Source organism: Rhodanobacter sp. K2T2, assembly GCF_013408815.1.
Classification (GTDB): Bacteria; Pseudomonadota; Gammaproteobacteria; order Xanthomonadales; family Rhodanobacteraceae; genus Rhodanobacter.
This window is the reverse complement of the sequence record NZ_JACCCA010000010.1, coordinates 56,272-73,540: the sequence shown is the minus strand read 5'-3', so window position 1 is coordinate 73,540 and position 17,269 is coordinate 56,272. Positions and strand designations below refer to the sequence as shown.

Sequence of the window (17,269 nt, the reverse complement as noted above, 5' to 3'; positions counted from 1 at the left end):
TTTGGCAACAAGGCGCATTGTTCTGACAGGAGTCTTTTTTCGTGACGCGCAAAGTACATGTGCTTGCCTTCGAAGACGATCCGCATGCCCTTGCGTTAAGCTGGGCGCTTGAGCGTTTGGGCGTACAAGTGGTACTTAGCACTGGACTGGCGCAATGGCGAGGCCGTGAAGTTGGCATCGAGATAGGGCCTGGACACGCCGGGCTACGCGACATGGGCGACGCGCCTATATCAGTATGGAATCGGCGGCCGCAAGCGCCGAAATTAAAGCCCAGTTTGCCGCAAGATGAGGCTTTTCTCGCTGGCGAGTGGCGCACTTTTTATGAAAACCTTGTCGCTACCGCGCCGAAGTTCCTGCCTTCGTTCTGGGTCAATCCGCCAGAAGAATCCCGACGCGCCGAAAACAAATTGTTGCAACTCGTCGCGGCGCGAGATGTAGGGTTGAAATTTCCTGAGACAGTGATGGGTAACGACGCGGCCGCGCTGCGACAGTTGGCGCAAGGCGGCCGCGTCGTCTTCAAGGCGTTTCATCCGCACTTGTGGCGAGAAGAAGGTGGGCTCAGCGCAGCAACGACCATACTGGATAACGACCACTTGCCTGATACTCAGGTGATCGAGTTTTGTCCGGGCATCTACCAGCGTTATGTAGAGAAGACGGCTGATATTCGTGTCACCGTGGCGGGTAATCGGTTGCTTGCCGTACGCATGCGGCGACGCTCCGGAGAAGGCTACGTCGATTGGCGAACACATGTGCTCGAGCAGGATTTTTTCGCCGAGAGAATAACGCTACCTGCAACGCTTGAGGAAGGTATCCAAGCCTTGATGGCATCGCTAGGGTTGGTCTTCGGTTGCCTTGACTTTGTGGTCGATGCCGATGGTGCGTATCAGTTCTTGGAAGTCAATCAGGCAGGGCAATTTTTGTTTCTGGAAGACATGATTCCTGATATCGGAGTCATGCGAATGGTGGCTTCGTTTCTGGCTGCGGGCAAGCGTGACTACTCGGTGGTCGAAGACGCCTCGCTCACCATGGCGGAATTTCGATCGAGCAAGGCTTATGTTGACCTAGCGCGCCGACTTCACATGGATGAGCCTTCGATTGTCTAATACGGTGGCTCAGATCTATAAGAAGGCTTACGGCAGTGGTTTTTATCTCCTGGTCAATCGCAACGGCTCTCGCTGGTGGCGATGATGAAACACCGGCCATGCGGGCGATATCCGCCATCTGAGGTCATTTCAATGCATCTCGGCTGCCAGAAACTGCAGCCGTTTTCTTCTTGGCCATGGATGGACACCTACGAGATGCGCGAGCCTCCCGTCCTAGCGAGGGGATATCTATATGCGGCGATTTTAGCATTAGAAACCAAGGTGCTTTCCAAGCATCGCACCTGTCTGAGGCGTCGTGTTGCTCGGGTCTACTTCGCGGCATTTGATCTACTGTTCACCCAGCATCACTAATGATCAGAATGGTTGCCGCATGAGACGCCGTCCATGAGAAAACGTACAAGCAAGTATTTTTCTGATCCTTTGCTGTCTTTCAAGGGCGGTTCCGGCTGGGCGATTGGAAGACGCCAGGAATGGCTTGGTGTGCCGTCCAGGCGCTCACCGGCCCGCATGCGCCTCAACGTTTTGGCAGATAGCTAGATTCAAGCGGACGCCGCTTGATGGAATGGTGGGTGTTTTGGTTGAGCGATGGCGCAATAAGTTGCACCGGCCGCCTGCATGCTCAGTGCTTGGTCTCGCTGAGCGAGGCGGGAGAAGCTTTTGCGTTGCATCGTCAACAACGCTAGCGCTTCCTGGAGTTCAATGCCTCGTGTGGTGGCATCGTCCAATACGTTGCCCGCTACCCTCATAGGTTTCTTAAATGGCAACGCGAGCCAAGCACGATTCAGATGTGTCGTTCCATTGGTACGGTCGTTGCTGCTCCCTTAACAAGGCTGTTTTCAGCAACTTCGCCAATCGACGGCGATGACTTCGTGGCGGACGAGGGTGTCAGTGAATCCGCGTGGCGGACCTGAGCGTATATGCGTATGCAAGCAACCGATGATCTCACGCTTATTTGCAGGAGTATTTCATGTCTGTTGTGAACCCCATCGAGCTTTTCGCCCAAACTGCCCATATGCTCGCCAACGCGGACTGCCCTCAGTGCGGCAGGAAGGACGGTTCGGCGCTGGCACCCGGGCGCAAGGATTCCGGTGCCTGCGAATGGTGTCATGGTCGGCACCAGCTGCTTGATCAATCCAAGCAGTGGCTGCAGAGGAGCGGAGTTTCGGTCGGCAAAGACCGGCCCCAGCCCGTTGTGCAAGATGCTGTGAACCGTGAGTGCTACAGCTAAGCGCCGTCGTTAAAATTTGACAACGATGGTTTGACTCGGTCATCGGGTCGAACGCGATGTTAGGTTATCTGCGATCAATGCAATTACGCTTTCTCGCCAAAACGTGCTGCTCCGCTGTTGGGGAAATGCCGAATCGACATCGGTAGAGCGAGAGGTCCGACGCGATGCGGGCCTCTGGCCTCCAGGTCGGCCGTAACCTAGGCAAGAAATAGATCGTGCGGCGGCAGCTATGCGTCGGCGTACTTGTTGATCTCTTCAAGCAGGGCATTGAAGCGATCCACGAGCAACTGACGGTGGGCTGCATGCGCCTGACGTGCGATGGTGTCTGCTCTGCCCGCAAAAAGCGGCATAAAGTCGGCGCTGTCGAGCTTGTTGATGATCGGCTGCGGCATGGATGCATCCAGGTCGGCCAGCAAGATGGCCAGTTCATCTCGATGCTTCCATGAAGCCTGGTGCGGTACGGACTGCGGTTCTTCACGAATTGTGTACGTGGCTTGTCCCTTCAGTCATCTCACATCAAAGCAGTGCGCGATGGATCACTCGATCGTACGTTCAGGCGCTCGACGAAAAGACTTTAGAATTTCCCCCCAGCCAGTCTCTTCGGTTTTTCGGCAGGCGTATTGGAGCCATTTGTGACGCTGTGCGCGCTTTTGTCGGACAGATGCCGTGTGATTCGCTGATCCGCAAGCGCACGATTCAACCCTAAGGCCAATAGGCATAGGCATATCGAGAGGCCGATATACTTCAACATTCCGTGTGCCCATAAATTTTGATAGCCATGTGAAGCAAGTTTTTTGCCAACCGCTGGCGAAGCGTGGGCATGCTTGTGCCGCGGTTTAACGCATTACAACGCGTCACCCCGGCAAGGCTATCCATGAGCTGCTGCGGGATTGTAGCGTCCGGAAAGCGTCCGCCTTACCGGCGTTCAAGGCATGAATGTTGCATATTCTCGGGCAGTGCCTCGTTGAGAAGATTGGCCGCGTCATGCCGATGGCGCAGATTTTTTCGGTACATTGCCGCCTGGATCAGAAGGGCGCGCGGCATCGTCAAAACGCTTTCATCCCCTCCCAGGAACGCTGCTGCGTCGACACTCTTTCCGCCGACATGACCGCCAATCCCCATCTGAAATTTCGCCATTCGCCGTGGACTTTCGACGAACGCAGCACTGCCGAGCTCGAGCAGCTCGCCGATGGCGCTATCGTTGTGGATGCGGCGGGCAGCATCGTTTTTGCCAACGCGGTGGCCATCGCGATGCACGGTCGGCTCATCATGGGCGTGCAGCCGGATGACTACAGCCCGATGCACGGGCTATTTACCGAGGATGGCAGACCCTATCCGTCGACCGATCTGCCGCTGGCTCGCGCCGCCATGTTCGGTGAAACCGTTCTGGGTGCGAAATGGCGGATCCGCCGGCCGGATGGATCCAGCGTCACGGCTATGGGCGACGCCATGCCGTTGACGGACGCGCAGGGCACGCAGAGCGGCGCGATCTTGCTCTTTCATCAGACCAGTTCATGACGTTTGTTCCGAGTCGTCAGCGGCTTGGACCAGCGCTCGACGTGCGCGCCAGATGAGCGCAGCGCTACGTCGGTCAACCGCCAGTGCACCCGCGCGTATCGCCGCTACACGAAAATCCGGCTTGAGGTCATAGTGCGGCGCGACGGTCTTGTTTTGGAACCATTCTCTACGCATGCCTATCTGGGCAGCGATGGCGTGTAGTTCGGTCAGGTCGATGGCGTCGGTAAACATATGGCAGCTGGGTGTCACCTCTCCATGCACCACCCAGCCATAGTTGCGCAAATTGTCGACATAAACAGTCACGGCCGGCGCATGCTCAGTGCTTGGCGCCCGAGCTTGCGGCGGGGGCGCCGGGCGCTACAGTCGGTGTCAACGATTTCACGGTCGGGGTCTGTGTTGTCGATGGTGTGGCCGTTGCGGCCGTTGCCGTCGATGCTGTTGCCGGGGTGCTGTCCATGGTGCCGGCCATCGATTTCGATGCCTGATCCATCGCCTGGTCGCGCGCATCCGGCACGGCGGCGAGTTGCTGCGCCGTTTCCAGATGCGACTTCAGCGTGGGCAGGTTGGTCTTGACGAACTGCTGGATGTCGGTGTCCTTGGTGTCCTTGCCTTCGGCCGTAAAGAGTTTGATCGCGTCCTGGTGATCCTTGATCATCGCCTTGGACCACGTCTGGTCGAAGCCGGCCGGCTTCATGGCCGCGAGCTTGTCGTTCTCTTTCTGCGCGTCTTTCCCGGGGGCGGACGGGAAGCTCACTTTTTTGCTTTCTGCCAACGTTTTCAGCGCGGTGTTGGCTTTGGTGTGATCATCAACGATGCGCTGCGCGAGCGCTTTCACCTTGTCATCGCTGGATTTGCCGAGCGCTGTGTTGCCCATCTGTATTTCCGCCATGCCGTCTTTGGCAGCGCTTTCGATGAATACGGTGTCGGCCGCGCTGAGGCCGCTATTTGTTTCGCTGGTCTCGGACTGGGCCGCCGCTGCGAGGGCTGAGCTCAGCAACAAGGCGGCTGTGATTGCTCGGAGTACATGGCGATTTTGCATAGGGAATCCTGTTGATACTCGGTAGGTTACCGATGAAAACCCAGCGGTTGGAAAGAGTTTGTGATGGTGGGGTGTATGGCCCGAAGGTTGGCGGCTTGAAACAGGCTCTAAAAGCCGAGGTTTAGGTATCGCGGCCTCGCCCCGCCGGCCGGCCACCGGTCATGCAAAGCGATCGTGCGGGCAATCCGTTAGAATTCGAGGGCTTGGCTGCGGGCATCGCCAGCGACGGTTTTTTCGCTCGTGCCGCGGCTCACCAACACGCAGGTATACAGGTTATGAGCACAAAGACCGTTTCACTGATCGGCGTACCGACCGACATCGGCGCCGGACATCGCGGTGCGTCGATGGGGCCCGAAGCACTGCGCGTGGCGAATCTGTTCGCCCGCCTGCAACGTTGCGGACTGAAGGTAGTTGATCGCGGCAATCTGCACGGCCCGCTCAACCCCTGGCAGCCGCCTGCGGACGGCTATCGTCATCTGGATGAGGTGGTGGCATGGAATACGGCCGTCTATACGGCTGTTCATGAAGAGCTTCAGGCGGGCTATCTGCCTATCATGCTGGGTGGAGATCACTGTCTGGCGATTGGTTCCATCTCCGCCGTTGCGCGGCATTGCGAAGACCAGGGCAAGAAGCTGCGCGTACTGTGGCTCGATGCCCATACCGATTTCAATACGGCACTTGCCACGCCGTCGGGCAATATTCACGGCATGCCGGTGGCCTGCCTGTGCGGCAACGGTCCCGATGCGCTCACTCACCTCGGCGGCACCAAGCCGGCGACCAAGCCCGACGTGTTTCGCCAGATCGGTATTCGTTCGGTCGATGCGGCGGAGAAGAAACTGGTACGCGAAGCCAGTGTCGGCGTCTATGACATGCGCCATATCGACGAGGTCGGCATGAAACGCACGATGGAAGAGGCGCTCGACGACATCGACGACAACACGCATTTGCACGTGAGCTTCGACGTCGATTTTCTCGATCCAAGCATCGCGCCGGGTGTGGGCACGACAGTGCGCGGTGGCCCGAATTATCGCGAGGCGCAGCTGTGCATGGAGATGATTGCCGACACCGGTCGGCTGGCCTCGCTGGATATCGTCGAGCTGAACCCCGCGTACGACAAGCGCAACCAGACGGCCAAGCTTGCGGTCGATCTGGTCGAGTCGCTGTTCGGCAAATCCACGCTGATCCGCTGACGCTCGAATTCACGCGTTTCCATTCGATTATCCACAAGCGAACATCATGCAGACTCGTGTACTGACCGGCATCACCACCACCGGCACGCCGCATCTGGGCAATTACGTCGGCGCGATCCGCCCCGCGGTGCAAGCCAGCAGGCGCGACGACGTCGATGCGTTCTATTTCATGGCCGACTATCACGCGCTGATCAAAAGCGGCGATGCCGATCGGATCGAGCGTTCGCGGCTGGAGATCGCCGCGACCTGGTTGGCGGCCGGACTCGATCCGCAACGCGTCACGTTTTATCGGCAGTCGGACATTGCGGAAATACCGGAGCTGACCTGGTTCCTCACCTGCATCGCCGCCAAGGGGATGCTTAATCGCGCCCATGCCTACAAAGCAGCGGTGGATCGCAACACCGAGACCGGTGAAGACGCCGATGCCGGCATCAACGCCGGCCTGTACATGTATCCGGTGCTGATGGCCGCGGACATCCTGGCGTTCGACGCGCACAAGGTGCCGGTGGGGCGCGATCAGATTCAGCATATCGAGATGGCGCGCGATCTCGGCCAGCGCTTCAACCATATCCACGGCCGCGAGTTCTTCGTGCTGCCCGAGGCGCTGATCGAGGAGCAGGTGGCGACTTTGCCGGGTCTCGACGGTCGCAAGATGTCGAAGAGTTACGACAACACCATTCCGCTCTTCGCCGGCGGCAAAAAGCAGCTGCGCGAAACCATCATGCGCATCGTCACCGACTCGCGCCTTCCGGGCGAGCCGAAGGATGCGGACAACTCGGCGCTGTTCACGATCTTTCGCGCGTTTGCGGGCGAGAAAGAAGCGACGGCGTTTCGCCAGTCGCTGCTCGACGGCATGGGCTGGGGCGACGCGAAGCAGGCGCTGTACGAGCGAGTCGAGCAGGACGTGGCGCCGATGCGCGAACGCTACGAGGCGTTGATCGCCGATCCGTCCGATATCGAGCGCATTCTTCAGGAAGGGGCGATCAAGGCACGTGCGATTGCCACGCCGAAGATTGCCGCTTTGCGCGATGCGCTGGGGCTGCGTTCGGCCAGTAGCTCGCTAAAGAAGCCGGCACCGACCAAGACGGCCGCAAAGTCGAGCAAGGCGCCACGTTTTGCCAGCTTCCGCGACGCCGACGGCAGCTTCCGCTTTCGCCTGTTTTCGGCCGATGGCGATGAGCTGCTGCTGTCGGTGCCGTTCTCCGATCCCAAGGCGGCCGGCGCATTGCAAAAGCGGATCAAGACGGCTGGCACCGACGGTGTCGCGCTGCAGATCGATGCCTTGCGCGTCGTGCTCGAACTGGACGGCGAGCCGGTGGCGAGCTCCGCCGACTATCGCGACGAGCCCACTTGCGATGACGCGCTGGCGCAACTGCGTCAGGCGATCGATCAACTGGCGGCCGGCGAGTGATGCTTGAGCTCGCCGACCGGAAGAGCTGCTGACCGATGCGTTACCTCGCCTTTGTATTGCTCACGCCCTGGCTGCTGATTCTCTGCTGGGCGTACTGGGCTTACCCCAAGAGTCTGCCCAGGACACGCGTGCGGCGTGCGTTTGATGCCGCCGCTGTGCTGATTGCGCTGGTCGGCGCGGCGGAGGCTGCGGTGCTGGGTTTCGATACCGCCCTGCAGCCGGCGATCGGTCCGTTCGGCCGCAGCAGCGGCGGCATCTGGCAGCAGGTGTTGCCCGCGCTTTACGGCTACGGCGCGCTGCTCCTCGTGCTGGCGGTGGCGCTGGGCGTGCGCTGGATGCTGTGGGGCCGTCGGCGCTGAGTCGGCTCGGCTACGCAACCGTCGTCGGATGCCGGCGCCTTGGGATGCGACAATGCCGGGCATGACGCCGCTCAAATATCTCCAGGCTTATCCCGCCCACCTGCAGGACAAGGTCCGCGAACTGATGGCGCGCGATCAGCTGGGCGATCATCTCGCGGCGCGTTATCCCGAGCGTCATGCCGTGCAAAGCGACAAGGCGCTTTACGCGTACACCATGGCGCTGAAGCAGCAGCATCTGAAAAACGCGCCGGGCATCGACAAGGTGCTTTACGACAGCAAGCTCGACGTAGTCCAGCGCGCGCTGGGTTTGCACACGGCGATCTCGCGCGTGCAGGGCACCAAGCTCAAGGCGAAAAAGGAAATTCGCGTGGCGGCGCTGTTCAAGGCCGCCGCGCCGGAGTTTCTGCAGATGATCGTGGTGCACGAACTGGCGCACCTGAAGGAACTGGATCACAACAAGGCGTTCTATCAGCTGTGCCAATACATGCTGCCTGACTACCACCAGCTCGAATTCGATCTGCGCGTGTATCTGACCTGGCGCGATCTGCCGTCGGTCGACAGCGCCAAGCCACCCCACTGAGGATCATCATGGATAGCGCGGCACTACAGAAATACCTGTTGCGGTTGTTCGAGCGTCACGACGTCGAGCTCGAGGAAGACGAAGAAGACTGGCTGGTGACCGACGGTGATTTTCCGGCGATTCGCGCCAGCTGGACGCCCGCGACAGCGGACGCGCCTGGGCGTCTCGATATCGACATCGTGATCAGTGAAGAGCGACGTATCGAGGAAAGCTTTGCAGGCTTCGGCGACGGCGATGCGGCCTGCCGCGACGCGCTGAAAGCCTTCGAGCAGAACACCTTTCATCTCGTGCTGGCCGCCTGCTGGTACGTTACCGACGACCGCCGCATGCAGATTACCGCCTGGGACATCGGCGTGCGCACGTGGGACGTGTTCATCGGCCCGTTTACCGTGCGCGGCGTTGACGACGCGGTGGCGATGCCGCCCGAGGCGATGGCGTCGATCGAAACCGCGCTGAAGCGTGAGTCGCTGACGCCCGAACTGCACTGGGTGCGCGTGATCCATCGCCGCGACAGTCATGGTGAGGGACGCACCGATGTCTTGCTCGACAACGAGCCGTGGCCAACGGGTGTGCAGGCCTTGAGCGGCGTCGACTGGCCGGCTGTCGGCGACTACACCGCCAGCGCTTTCGTGATGCTGGACGTGCGGGATTATTAGACGCTTGGTCGGTATCTCCCCGACAAAAAAATTCCCGTATCAAAGCAAAAGGCCCGTGGAAAACCATGGGCCTTTTGCGTGACGGTCGCTGACGCTGCAACTCAGTTCGGCAGCGACAGATCGTCCAGCATGGCTTTGAGGAAGCGGGCCGCTTCACCGCCGGTGGCGGCGCGGTGATCGAACGTCACCGACAGCGGCATGCGGCGATGCACCTCGATACCGCCGATCACGGCGACGACGTCGTGGCTGAGCTTTCCCGCGCCGATGATGGCCACGGTCGGCGGCACCACCACTGGCGTCGCATAGCGGCCGGCGAACATGCCGAAGTTGGACAGGCTGATGGTGTAGCCGGACAGCTCCGATGCCGGGATGCTGCGATCTTCGACTTGCGTGCGCAAACGCTTGATCGCCGAACGCACGCCGGCCGCGTCGAGCACGTCGGCATTGCGCAGGGCCGGCACGAACAGGCCGTCGTCAGTGTCCACCGCGATGCCGATGTCGACGTGCGGATGCAGGGTGCGCGTGAGGTTCTTACCGTCGAACCAGGCATTCAGCGCCGGCACGGTCTTGCAGGCAAACACAATGGCGCGCACCAGCCGGGCGGTGATGTCCTGCTTGCCGATCCAGGCATGCAGGTCGGCATCGTCGACGAGGGTGGTCGGCACGACCTGCGCATGGGCGTCGGCCATGACGCGCGCCATGTTGCGACGCACACCCTTGAGCTGCTCGGGCTGGCCGCTCGCCTGTGCGCCGGGCGACGAGGTACGCACCGGCTTGCCGGCGAGCGAAACCGGGCCGCGAGCCTGCTCCTGTGGCACGGGCTGCGGCAGCTCGGGGGCGAGATGCCTTCCGGCCGACGCGGGGACCGCGCGTGCTGGCGCGGCACCGAAGCCGGCCGAGCCGCTGGCGGCGGCATCCTTGACGTCCTTCAGCGTCACCACGCCGTCGGCACCGGTGGGCGCGACGCGGGCCAGGTCGATCTTGAGTTTCTTGGCCAGCGCACGCACGGCCGGCACCGCCTTCACACCGCCGACGCTGGCGGCCTGTTCGACGTGCACGTGATTGCCGCTGACCATGGCGCCGACCACGGTGCCCTCGTCTTCGCGCACGGCCGTGGTTTCTTCGACTGCGCCACCTTCATCGGAGGCGACCACTTTTTCGCTCTCCTGTGGTGCCGGGCTACCCACACTTTTCTTCGGGCCATGCTGGTGGCCGGTAGACTCGGCTTCCGCGCGCTGCTTGGCATTCGGGTCGGGCTCGAACTCGGCCAGCGCGGCGCCGGTCTCGATGATGTCGCCCGGCGCGCCGTGCAGCTTGGTCACCTTGCCGGTGTAGGGCGAGGGCACGTCGACGACCGCCTTGGCGGTTTCCATCGAGCACAGCGGCGCGTCCAGCTTGATGCTGTCGCCGACCTTGACGTGCCACTCGACCACGGTCGCGTCGGGCAGGCCTTCGCCGAGGTCGGGCAGGTAGAACGTTTTGATATCAGCCATTGGATTTCATCCAGCAATGGGGAACAAAAAAAGGTGGACGGGAAACGGTCGGGCTGCCGAGGACTATACGTTCCTCGTTCCCTGTTCCCCGTTCCCTAAAGATCAGCTTGCCGCCAGCGTGCGCTTGGCCGCATCGACGATGCGCTCCACGCTGGGCAGGTATTTCATCTCGAGGCGGAACAGCGGGATGTGCGTGTCGAAACCGGTCACGCGCTCGACCGGCGCGAGCAGGTCGTAGAGGCATTCCTCCGACAGGCGTGCGGCGATTTCGGCGCCGAAACCGGCGGTCTTCGGGGCTTCATGCACGATGACGCAGCGGCCGGTCTTCTGCACCGACTCGGCAATGGTGTCGAAGTCCAGCGGCGTCAGCGTAGCCACGTCGATCACTTCGGCGCTGATGCCTTCGGCGGCCAGCTCGTCGGCGGCTTCCAGGCATTCCTTCACCTGCGCGCCCCAAGTCACCAGGGTCACGTCGGTGCCGTCGCGCAGCACGAAGCAGACGTCCAGCGGCAGCGCCTCGCCGTCGTCCGGCACCTCTTCCTTGTACTGGCGATAGATGCGCTTGGGCTCGAAGAACATCACCGGATCGGGATCGCGGATCGCGGCGAGCAGCAAGCCGTAGGCGCGCGCCGGCGACGACGGCAGCACCACGCGCAGGCCGGGGATATTGGTGAACAGGTGCTCGTTCGCCTCGGAGTGATGCTCCGGCGCGCGGATGCCGCCGCCCCAAGGTGCGCGGAACACCGCCGGCACGGTGATGCGGCCGCGCGTGCGGTTGCGCAGGCGCGCGGCGTGGCAGGCGATCTGCTCCATCATCGGATAGATGAAGCCCTCGAACTGCGCTTCGGCGACGGGCTTCATACCGGCAGCGGCCAGTCCCACCGTCACACCGGCGATGGTGGTTTCGTCCAGCGGCGTATCGAGTACGCGCAGCTCGCCGAATTTTTCCTGCAGCCCCTGGGTGGCGCGGAACACGCCGCCGTTCAAGCCGACGTCTTCGCCGAGCACGACGACGCTGTCGTCGTGGGCCATTTCATACGCGAGCGCCTGGGTGACGGCTTCGATAAGAGTGATTTGTGCCATGACTTTAATGGGCCCTGTTTTTATTGGACGCGGATTCGAGGGAAAGGACGTAATCCCGCTGTTTGGCGAGATCGGCGGGGATTTCGGCGAAGATGTAGTCGAACATCGCCGATACCGGCTGCGTCTTGGTTTCGAGATAGGCATTCACCTCGTTGTCCATCCACTCGTCGCACTCGGCCTTCCAGGCCTCTTCTTTCGCGTCGTCCCACACGCCCTTGGCCACCAGCCAGTTGCGCAGGCGCTTCATCGGTTCGCGCTCCCAGCCGTCCTTCACTTCCTGCTCGCCGCGGTAGCGACGGGCGTCGTCGGCGGTGGTGTGATCGCCGAGGCGATAGGTCACCGCCTCGATCACGCTGCCGCCCTGGCCGCTGCGCGCGCGTTCGAGTGCATCTTCCATCGCCTTGCGCACGGCGATGATGTCGTTGCCGTCCACTTGGATGCAGAACAGGCCGGCCGCAATGCCTTTCTGTGCCAGCGTCGGGGCGCCGGACTGGATCTTGCGCGGCACCGAGATCGCCCACTGGTTATTGACGATCACCGCCACCAGCGGCAGGTTCTGCGCGCCAGCGATATTGATGGCGCCGTAGAAGTCGCCCTTGGACGAGCCGCCATCGCCGATGGTGCACACGGCCACGCGCTTTTCGCCGCGGATCTTGAAGGCCAGTGCGGTACCCGCCGCGTGCAGGCACTGTGTGGCGATCGGCACCGACCAGGCGAAGTCGTGTCGCGCGGGCTCCTTCTGATAGTCGTTGCCGCGCTCGTCGCCGCCCCAGTACATGTAGACCTCGCGCGGCTGCACGCCGCGGTAGAGCTGGGCGCCGTATTCGCGGTAGCTCACCGCGAGAACGTCTTCGGGCCGCATCGCGCTGCCGATGCCGACATGCGAGGCCTCGTGGCCCAGGCAGCTGGCGTAGGTGCCCAGCTTGCCGGTGCGCTGCAGGGCGATGGACTTGGCGTCGAACACGCGGGTCGACAGCATCAGTTTGTACAGCTCGACCATATGCGGCAGGTCTTTGGCAAATTCGGGAAGGTCGTCACGAACTTCCTTGCCCTCGGCGTCGAGGTATTGCAGGTATTCAATTTCAAACTTGGCGGCGATGGTCACGACTCGCTCCGGCGTGGGGAATACGGGAAAAGCGGCTGAAGATCATGCGCCCGGCGGTTGCCCGCGCGCGCAAACGATCAAACAAGACCGCGCTTGATAACAGGCTCCCATGTTGCACTGCAAGGTTCGGCGCAGCAATGCGGCAGCGTATAGGGGCTGTTGCATCGACTCCCTGAAGTGCCATGAAGTTCGGTAGCAGGGGGAACTATTCAAGCCAGCACAGGCTTCGTTGGGTCGAATCAAGACCCGGCGCGGGCGTAGCCGCTAACATGACTGCTTTATAAAGTGCATTGACCTGTCCATGGCTGAAAACCAGCGTGACCTCGAAGCCGGCATCGAAACCGATCTCGAAGGCAAGATGACCTACGGCGGCTATCTACGGCTCGATCTGCTGCTGGCCGCCCAGCAACCCCGCAGCCAGCCGCCGCATCACGACGAGCTGCTATTCATCGTGCAGCATCAGGTCAGCGAGCTGTGGATGAAGCTGATGATCCACGAACTGGGCTCGGCGATCGATTTTCTGCGCCGTGATCAGGTCTGGCAGACGCGCAAGGTGATCGCGCGCTGCAAGTCGGTGCTGCGTCAACTGACCGAGCAGTGGGCCGTGCTGGAGACGCTGACGCCCTCGGAATATCTCGAATTCCGCGAAACGCTGGGCCCCTCGTCGGGCTTCCAGTCGCTGCAGTACCGGGTGATGGAGTTCATGCTCGGCAACAAAAACGCGGCCATGCTGAAGGTGTTCGAACACGATCCGGATGGGCAGGCGGCCCTGCGTGAGGTGCTTGCGGCGCCCAGCCTTTACGATGAGTTCTTGCGTTATCTCGCCCGCTTCGATCATGCGATTCCGGCCAAGCACCTCGATCGCGACTGGGCCGAGCCGCATGCTTCCGATTCAGACCTGCTGCCGGTGTTCGAACGTGTCTATGGCGATACCGACCGCTACTGGCGCGAATACGCGCTGTGCGAGGACTTCGTCGATCTGGAAACGCAGTTTCAGCTGTGGCGCTTCCGCCATCTGCGCACCGTGCAAAGGATCATCGGCTTCCGCCGCGGCACGGGCGGTTCGTCGGGTGTGTCGTTTCTGAAAAAGGCGCTGGAGCTGGAGTTTTTTCCCGAGCTGTTCGAGGTGCGGACCACCTTGCAGCCCAAAGGGTTTTAACCGAAAGGGTTTGGCGCTACCGCTGAGTCTCTCGGCAGTGTTTTTCGACCGGCGCTTCAGCTCTGCAGCTTGTCCAGAATGCGGTTCAGCCAGAGGCGCTCCTGCTCGTCGAGCTTGGCCAGCACCTCGCGTTCGCGCTGGCGGGCCATCGGCGCCACTACGTCGTGGATGGCCCAGCCCGCTTCGGTGAGATCGAGTACGGAGCGCCGCTTGTCATTGTCGTGCGTGTGCCGGCTGACCCGACCGGCGTCGACCAGTCGCGACAGCGCCCGGCTGACGGCCACCTTGTCCATCGCGGTGCGCTCGGCCACTTCGCGCGCCGACAGGCCCGCGAAGCGGGCCAGCACGGCCATGACGCGCCATTCGGTCACACCGATGTCGTAGCGTTGCTGATAGTCGTCAGCGATGGCCTGGCTCACCCTGTTGGAGAGGATCGAAAGCCTGTAGGGCAGGAAGTTTTCCAGCTCGATGGGCGCGTGCTCCCCGGGTTTTCTTGCATGCGGCGGTTTCCCGGTAGCCGGTTTGACGGATGCAGGTTTCGGTATCGGAGAGGCGGGCATGCTGCAATCGTCCTTGCAAATGGTTTCATATGTAACTATAACGTCGGTTACGCAGATTCTTTGCGCAAGCTCGCGCATGCTTGCGTCGGTCTTCGCCATCATCCAACGGATAGCGGGGGAGCGCCATGAATGGCGTAGCCCGCCGCGTAAAGAGCTAGCCATGAATGGCGTCTTTAACTTCGGGAGCTTGCCATGAATGGCGTTGTCGACTTTTTAGAAGCTAGCCATGAATGGTGTCATCAACTTTAGGAGCTTGCCAATGAACGCCCAGCCCAATCTCGGTATGCAAGTCACCACCTTCGACAACCCCATGGGTATCGACGGATTCGAATTCGTCGAGTTCGCCGCGCCGGCCGGCCGCGCGGCCGAGCTGCACACGCTGTTCGGCAAGATGGGTTTCAGTGCGGTGCTCAAGCACACGTCGCGGCCGATCACCGTGTATCGCCAGAACGGCGTCAACTTTCTGCTCAACGAAGATCCCGATTCCTTCGCCGCGGATTTCGCCAACGCGCACGGTCCCTGCGCCTGCGGTTTCGCTATCCGCTTCAAGCATCCTGCCGCGGACGTGCTGAAAACCGTGCTCGGCAACGGCGGCGAAGAGATCACCCACAAGGCCGCCAGCAAGGCGGTCGATGCGCCGGTGGTCAAGGGCATTGGTGACTGCATGCTGTATCTGGTCGATCGCTACGGCAGCGCCGGCAGCATCTATGACGGCAACTATGCGCCGATCGTCGGTGCCGAGCCGAACCCCAGCGGTTTCGGTCTGACCTTTATCGACCACCTGACGCACAACCTCTACTTCGGCAATATGCAGAAGTGGTCGGACTATTACGAGCGGTTGTTCAACTTCCGCGAGATCCGCTACTTCGACATCAAGGGCGTCAAGACCGGCCTGGTATCCAAAGCCATGACCGCGCCCGATGGCGTGGTGCGCATTCCGCTGAACGAGTCGAACGATCCCAAGTCGCAGATCAACGAATACCTCGACGCGTATAAGGGCGAGGGCATCCAGCACATTGCCTGCTTCACCGACGATATTTACGAGACGGTGGAGAAGATGCGCGCGCAGGGCGTGGAATTCCTCGACACGCCGGACACGTATTTCGACGTGATCGACCTGCGCGTACCGAACCATGGCGAAGACGTGCCGCGTCTGCGCAAGAACAAGATCCTGATCGACGCCGACAAGGAAACCAAGCAGCGCAAGCTGCTGCAGATCTTCACCCAGAACAATATCGGCCCGATATTTTTCGAGATCATCCAGCGCAAGGGTAACGAGGGCTTCGGCGAAGGTAATTTCCAGGCCTTGTTCGAGAGCATCGAGCGCGATCAGGAGCGTCGTGGCGTGCTGTAATTCCTGGCCCGACACGAGTGGCGGCGCTGCCGTCACTTGGCCCTCCTTTTTTGGCACCGCGCGCGTCGTCTAAACCAGGATTACCGACCATGAATTATCAGTCCGGCTTCGGCAATGAATTCGCCACCGAGGCGCTGCCCGGCACGCTGCCGGTGGGACAGAATTCGCCGCAGCGCGTAGCGCACGGCCTGTATGCCGAGCAGCTGTCTGGTACGGCGTTCACCGCGCCACGCCACAGCAATCGTCGCAGCTGGTTGTACCGCATTCGTCCGGCTGCCGTGCACGAACCGTTTGCGCCGCTGGCGCATGCCACGTTACACAACCGTTTCAACGAAGCGCCGGCCACGCCGAACCAGCTGCGTTGGAATCCGCTGCCGCTGCCAGACGCGCCGACGGATTTCATCGATGGATTGGTCACGCTGGCGGGCAACGGCGGCGCTGACGAACAGGCGGGCGTGGGTATCCACGTCTACACGGCCAATCGCTCGATGCAGGGGCGTTTTTTCTACAGCGCCGACGGCGAACTGGTGATCGTGCCGCAGCTCGGCAAGCTGCGGCTGGCCACTGAGCTTGGCGTGATCGAGATCGAGCCGCAGGAGATCGCGGTGATTCCGCGCGGCGTGCGCTTCCGCGTGGAGTTGCTGGATGCCGAAGCGGCCGCTCCTGCGCATCCTGCGCCCGCGGCACTTGCACATCCATGTGCGCGCGGCTACGTCTGCGAGAACTTCGGCGCCTTTCTGCGCCTTCCCGATCTGGGTCCTATCGGCTCGAACGGTCTGGCCAACGCGCGCGACTTCCTGACGCCGCATGCGGCCTACGAAGACGTCGACGGCGCCTTCGAGCTGGTCGCCAAATTCCAGGGCGCGCTGTGGTCGGCGAAGATCGATCACTCTCCGCTGGACGTGGTCGCCTGGCACGGCAACTACGCGCCCTACAAATACGACCTGCGCCGCTTCAATGCGATCGGCTCGATCAGCTTCGATCATCCCGACCCGTCGATATTCACGGTTCTTACGTCACCCAGCGATACTGCCGGCACCGCGAACGTGGATTTTGCGATCTTCCCACCGCGCTGGCTGGTGGCGCAGCACACGTTCCGTCCGCCGTGGTTCCATCGCAACGTGGCCAGCGAATTCATGGGCCTGATCGCCGGCGTCTACGATGCCAAGGCGGAAGGTTTTGTGCCGGGCGGTGCGTCGCTGCACAACTGCATGAGCGGCCACGGTCCGGATGCGGCTACGTTCGAAAAAGCGTCGACGGCGGATTTATCCAAGCCGAACGTCATCGAAGGCACCATGGCTTTCATGTTCGAAACGCGCAAGGTCATCCGCCCTACGCAGCAGGCGCTGGATTCGCCGCAGCTGCAGGGCAACTATTACGAGTGCTGGCAAGGCATAGCCAGGCATTTCGATCCGTCGCAGGCATAAGCAC

General features: G+C 61.4%; 18 protein-coding genes. 11 read left to right on the top strand and 7 right to left on the bottom strand.

Going from position 1 to position 17,269, the window contains the following annotated elements; all coding sequences use genetic code 11:
- The first annotated feature begins 41 nt into the window (after positions 1-41).
- On the top strand, positions 42-1,103 hold the full coding sequence (locus HDE78_RS15855) for a hypothetical protein (protein WP_179481240.1): 1,062 nt from the start codon (positions 42-44) through the stop codon (positions 1,101-1,103).
- Between the two features lie 967 nt (positions 1,104-2,070).
- Positions 2,071-2,331, top strand: coding sequence for a hypothetical protein (locus tag HDE78_RS15850; RefSeq protein ID WP_179481238.1), 261 nt, complete (start codon positions 2,071-2,073; stop codon positions 2,329-2,331).
- Positions 2,332-2,558: 227 nt separating this feature from the next.
- On the opposite strand, the gene HDE78_RS15845 is transcribed toward HDE78_RS15850, so the two are convergent.
- Entirely contained in the window at positions 2,559-2,723 is a 165-nt protein-coding gene (locus HDE78_RS15845) for a hypothetical protein (protein ID WP_179481236.1), read from the bottom strand.
- A gap of 544 nt (positions 2,724-3,267) precedes the next feature.
- On the opposite strand from HDE78_RS15845, the gene HDE78_RS15840 reads away from it, so the two are divergent.
- On the top strand, positions 3,268-3,849 hold the full coding sequence (locus HDE78_RS15840; protein ID WP_179481234.1) for a hypothetical protein: 582 nt from the start codon (positions 3,268-3,270) through the stop codon (positions 3,847-3,849).
- Here HDE78_RS15840 and HDE78_RS15835 read toward each other — a convergent pair.
- Positions 3,844-4,152 (bottom strand): DUF4031 domain-containing protein, encoded by a 309-nt coding sequence (locus HDE78_RS15835; RefSeq protein WP_179481232.1) that lies wholly within the window; start codon positions 4,150-4,152, stop codon positions 3,844-3,846. The two genes, HDE78_RS15840 and HDE78_RS15835, sit on opposite strands and share 6 nt — an antisense overlap.
- A 13-nt stretch (positions 4,153-4,165) precedes the next feature.
- Positions 4,166-5,044, bottom strand: a complete 879-nt coding sequence (locus HDE78_RS15830) for a DUF4142 domain-containing protein (RefSeq protein ID WP_179481230.1) — start codon at positions 5,042-5,044, stop codon at positions 4,166-4,168.
- A gap of 119 nt (positions 5,045-5,163) precedes the next feature.
- Between HDE78_RS15830 and rocF the strand changes: the two genes are divergently transcribed.
- From rocF to HDE78_RS15805, 5 genes are all read left to right on the top strand, one after another.
- Entirely contained in the window at positions 5,164-6,078 is a 915-nt protein-coding gene (gene rocF / locus HDE78_RS15825; RefSeq protein WP_179481229.1) for an arginase, read from the top strand.
- A 46-nt stretch (positions 6,079-6,124) separates the two neighbouring features.
- Positions 6,125-7,489: a tryptophan--tRNA ligase gene (locus HDE78_RS15820; protein ID WP_179481227.1), complete on the top strand. Its 1,365-nt coding sequence runs from the start codon at positions 6,125-6,127 to the stop codon at positions 7,487-7,489.
- 35 nt (positions 7,490-7,524) lie between these two features.
- Positions 7,525-7,848, top strand: a complete 324-nt coding sequence (locus HDE78_RS15815) for a hypothetical protein (protein ID WP_179481225.1) — start codon at positions 7,525-7,527, stop codon at positions 7,846-7,848.
- A gap of 61 nt (positions 7,849-7,909) precedes the next feature.
- Entirely contained in the window at positions 7,910-8,428 is a 519-nt protein-coding gene (locus HDE78_RS15810) for a M48 family metallopeptidase (protein WP_179481223.1), read from the top strand.
- Between the two features lie 8 nt (positions 8,429-8,436).
- Complete coding sequence (locus HDE78_RS15805; RefSeq protein ID WP_179481221.1) at positions 8,437-9,084, top strand: DUF6348 family protein; 648 nt, start codon at positions 8,437-8,439, stop codon at positions 9,082-9,084.
- 101 nt (positions 9,085-9,185) lie between these two features.
- Here HDE78_RS15805 and HDE78_RS15800 read toward each other — a convergent pair whose 3' ends face one another.
- The 3 genes from HDE78_RS15800 to pdhA form a co-directional block, all read right to left on the bottom strand.
- Positions 9,186-10,577: a dihydrolipoamide acetyltransferase family protein gene (locus tag HDE78_RS15800; protein ID WP_179481219.1), complete on the bottom strand. Its 1,392-nt coding sequence runs from the start codon at positions 10,575-10,577 to the stop codon at positions 9,186-9,188.
- A 102-nt stretch (positions 10,578-10,679) separates the two neighbouring features.
- Positions 10,680-11,660: an alpha-ketoacid dehydrogenase subunit beta gene (locus HDE78_RS15795; protein ID WP_179481217.1), complete on the bottom strand. Its 981-nt coding sequence runs from the start codon at positions 11,658-11,660 to the stop codon at positions 10,680-10,682.
- Between the two features lie 4 nt (positions 11,661-11,664).
- On the bottom strand, positions 11,665-12,765 hold the full coding sequence (gene pdhA / locus HDE78_RS15790) for a pyruvate dehydrogenase (acetyl-transferring) E1 component subunit alpha (RefSeq protein ID WP_179481215.1): 1,101 nt from the start codon (positions 12,763-12,765) through the stop codon (positions 11,665-11,667).
- Positions 12,766-13,060: 295 nt separating this feature from the next.
- On the opposite strand from pdhA, the gene HDE78_RS15785 reads away from it, so the two are divergent.
- Complete coding sequence (locus tag HDE78_RS15785; protein WP_179481452.1) at positions 13,061-13,924, top strand: tryptophan 2,3-dioxygenase family protein; 864 nt, start codon at positions 13,061-13,063, stop codon at positions 13,922-13,924.
- 56 nt (positions 13,925-13,980) lie between these two features.
- Here HDE78_RS15785 and HDE78_RS15780 read toward each other — a convergent pair whose 3' ends face one another.
- Positions 13,981-14,484 carry a MarR family winged helix-turn-helix transcriptional regulator gene (locus tag HDE78_RS15780; protein ID WP_179481213.1) on the bottom strand — a complete coding sequence of 168 codons (504 nt, stop codon included), beginning with the start codon at positions 14,482-14,484 and terminating at the stop codon, positions 13,981-13,983.
- Between the two features lie 259 nt (positions 14,485-14,743).
- Here HDE78_RS15780 and hppD point away from each other — a divergent pair, with 259 nt between their 5' ends.
- The gene (hppD, locus tag HDE78_RS15775) at positions 14,744-15,838 is read left to right on the top strand and encodes a 4-hydroxyphenylpyruvate dioxygenase (RefSeq protein ID WP_179481211.1); all 1,095 of its coding nucleotides are present in this window, start codon (positions 14,744-14,746) and stop codon (positions 15,836-15,838) included.
- An 89-nt stretch (positions 15,839-15,927) separates the two neighbouring features.
- Complete coding sequence (gene hmgA / locus HDE78_RS15770) at positions 15,928-17,265, top strand: homogentisate 1,2-dioxygenase (protein WP_179481209.1); 1,338 nt, start codon at positions 15,928-15,930, stop codon at positions 17,263-17,265.
- Positions 17,266-17,269 lie beyond the last annotated feature (4 nt).